We start from the raw sequence: 3,245 nt of genomic DNA, 5'->3' as shown, positions 1-3,245 counted from the left end.
CGGCCTGCAGCAGCGCCCGCATCCCCAGATCCGGGTCGAGCGGGCGGAGGCCGCGGCGGCGAAGCAGCTCTTCGCCTTCTTCGGACGCGCCCATGCCGGCACCCGCCCACGGGCCCCAGGCGATCGACGTCCCGGCGCGCCCGGCGGCGCGACGGCGTTCGGCCAGGGCGTCGAGGTGCGCGTTCGCCGCCGCGTAGGCACCCTGGTGACCGCTGCCCCAGACCCCGGCGATCGACGAGAAGAGCACGAACGCCCGGAGATCGCCGAGGAGTTCGTCGAGGTGGGTGGCCCCGGCCACCTTGGCGCCGACCACCTCCGCGAAGTCCGTTGTGGACGATTCGGCGATCGGCGTGAAGCGGCCGTACCCCGCGGCGTGGAAGACCGCGGTCACTTCCCGTCCACTCAGGACTTGGGCCAGTGCCGTGCGGTCGGCGACGTCGCAGGCCACGATCTCCGGCTCGGCGCCGAGCTCGTGCAGGTGCGTCGCGAGTTCGTCCGCGCCGGGGGCGTCCGGGCCGCGACGGCTCAGCAGCAGCAGGTGCCGGACACCGCGGGCGGCCAGTGCCCGGGCGAGCGCGCTGCCCAGTGCCCCGGTGCCGCCGGTGATCAGGACGGTTCCGTCGGGCTGCCAGGTGCCGGGGGCGGCGGCCGCCGGGGCGCGGACGAGCCGGGGCACGAACGCGCCGGACGCCCGCAGGGCCACCTGGTCTTCGCCGGTGCCCGCGGCCAGGAGGGCGGCGAGCCGGTCGTGGCCGCGGTCGTCGAGGGTGGCCGGGAGGTCCAGGAGCCCGGTTTCGCGACCGGTGAGTTCGAGGGCGGCGACCCGGCCGAGGCCCCAGACCTGCGCGAGCGCCGGATCGGGCGCGGTGTCGGACCGGCCGGTGCGCACGGCTCCGGTGGTGCCGAGCCAGAGCGGACCGGGCAGGTCGGCCTGCAGCACGGTGAGGGCTTCGGCCAGGTTCGCCGGGAAGGCGAGCGCCCCGGCGATGTCTTGCTCGTCGCCCAGGTTCGCCGGGACGGCGAGCGCCCCCGCGATGTCTTGCCCTTCACCCAGGTTCGCCGGGAAAGCGAGCGCCCCCGCGATGTCTTTTGCTTGCCCCAGGTGATCAAGGGGCACGGTGCGGACCTCCGCGCCCCGCTCGGCCAGGCTTTCCGCGATCCCCGCGGGTGCGGTGCCGATGAGCAGCCAGGTGCCGGAGAGCCGTCCCGCCGCGATCGGGTGCGGCCGCCAGGCGACGCGGTAGCGCCACGATTCGAGGGTGCTCGCCTCGCGGTGGCGAGTGCGCCAGGCCCGGAGTGCGGGCCGGACAGCGTCGGCGAGGTCTTCGTCGACGGCCAGGTCGCGGGCCAGGTCGCCGCGCTCGACGGCGGCCCAGAACTCGGCGTCGGCGGTGTCGGTGGCCGACTGCGGGCGGGCGGGTTCGAGCCAGTACCGCCGGTGCTCGAAGGGGTACGTCGGCAGCGCGACGGGCCGCCCGGCCGAACCGGCGTACAGGCTCTCCCAGTCGAGGTCGACACCGGAGACGTGCAGGCGGGCCAGCGCGGTGAAGAAGGTGCGTTCCTCGTCGCGGTCGCGGCGGAGGGCCGGGATCGCGGTACCCGGCACCATCGAGCTGAGGACGCCGTCCGGCCCCAGCTCCAGGAAGACGCCGACACCCGCGGTCTCCAACGTCGTGATGCCGTCGGCGAACCGGACCGCCTCGCGCGCGTGGCGGACCCAGTAGTCGGCCGTGAACGGCTCGGCGAGAGCACCGCTCACATTCGAGAGCACCGGTATCTCCGCCGGGTGGTACCGGAGTTGTTCGGCCACCGCGCGGAACTCCGCCAGCATCGGGTCCATCAGCGGGGAGTGGAACGCGTGGCTCACGGTCAGCCGCTTGGTCTTGGGGAACCGGGCCGCGATTTCCAGCACCGCGGCCTCCTCGCCCGAGATCACCACCGACTCGGGCCCGTTCACCGCCGCGATCGAAACGCGTTCGTCGAGGGGAATGCGGGCCTCGGGCGCGGCGATCGACACCATCGCGCCGCCCGCGGGCAGCGCCTGCATCAGGGACGCGCGGGCGGAGACCAGCCGGCAGGCGTCCTCGAGGGACAGCACCCCGGCCACGTGCGCCGCCGAGATCTCGCCGATCGAATGCCCGGCCACGAAGTCCGGGCGGACGCCGAACGACTCGGCCAGCCGGAACAGCGCCACTTCGACCGCGAACAACGCGGGCTGGGTGAACTCGGTCCGGTCCAGCAGCTCGGCGTCCTCGAAAGCCTCGCGTAGCTCCGGGCCGAAGTGCGCGAGGACCGCATCGAAAGCCTCGGCGTACACCGGGAATCGATCGTAGAGCCCTCGGCCCATCCCGGCCCGCTGGGCGCCCTGGCCGGTGAACAGCACCGCCAGCAGGGCGTCGCGGTCGGCCGTGCCGGTGACCACGGCGGCGTCGGTGCCACCGTCGGCGAGGACGCCCAGTGCCCGGTCGACCTCGTCGCCGCTCGCGACGAGGACCGCTCGGTGATCGTGCGTGGCGCGCGTGAACGCCAGGGAGTACGCCAGGTCCTGCGGCGCCGCGTCCGTGCCCCGGAGCCGGCCGGCTTGAGCGCGCAACGCCGCGGCGCTCCGGGCCGACAGCGGGACGAGCGGCGGCGTCGCGTCCGGTCCTGCCTGCGGGACCGCGACCGGTTCGGCCTGTTCGAGGACCACGTGCGCGTTGGTTCCGCTCACCCCGAACGCCGAGACGGCGGCGCGACGCGGGCCGTCGGAGGCCCACTCGCGTTCCTCGGTGAGCAGTTCCACCGCGCCCGCGGACCAGTCCACTTGGGACGACGGCGTGTCGACGTGCAGCGTGCGCGGCAGGACGCCGTGCCGCATAGCGAGTACCATCTTGAGCACGCCGGCCACGCCCGACGCCGACTGTGTGTGGCCGATGTTCGACTTCAGCGAGCCGAGCCACAGGGGCCGGTCGCGGTCCTGCCCGTAGGTCGCCAGCAGCGCCTGCGCTTCGATCGGGTCGCCGAGCCGGGTTCCGGTGCCGTGCGCCTCGACGGCGTCCACATCGGACGGTCGCAGGCCGGCGTTCGCCAGCGCGGCCCGGATCACCCGTTGCTGCGAGGGACCGTTCGGCGCGCTGAGGCCGTTGGAGGCGCCGTCCTGGTTCACGGCCGAGCCGCGGACCACGGCGAGGACCTCGTGGCCGTGGCGCCGGGCGTCCGACAGCTTCTCCAGCAGCACCAGGCCGACGCCTTCGCCCCAGCCGGTG

1 protein-coding gene is annotated in these 3,245 nt (G+C 74.5%); it reads right to left on the bottom strand.

The features are described 5' to 3' along the window. On the bottom strand, positions 1–3,245 hold a 3,245-nt coding region (locus CCN39_RS51925; RefSeq protein WP_167455192.1), incomplete at both ends, for a type I polyketide synthase.

The organism is Amycolatopsis kentuckyensis, from assembly GCF_002155975.1.
GTDB classification, from domain to species: domain Bacteria; phylum Actinomycetota; class Actinomycetes; order Mycobacteriales; family Pseudonocardiaceae; genus Amycolatopsis; species Amycolatopsis kentuckyensis.
The sequence above is the reverse complement of the archived record's forward strand: the minus strand, read 5'-3'. Positions and strand labels throughout refer to the sequence as shown.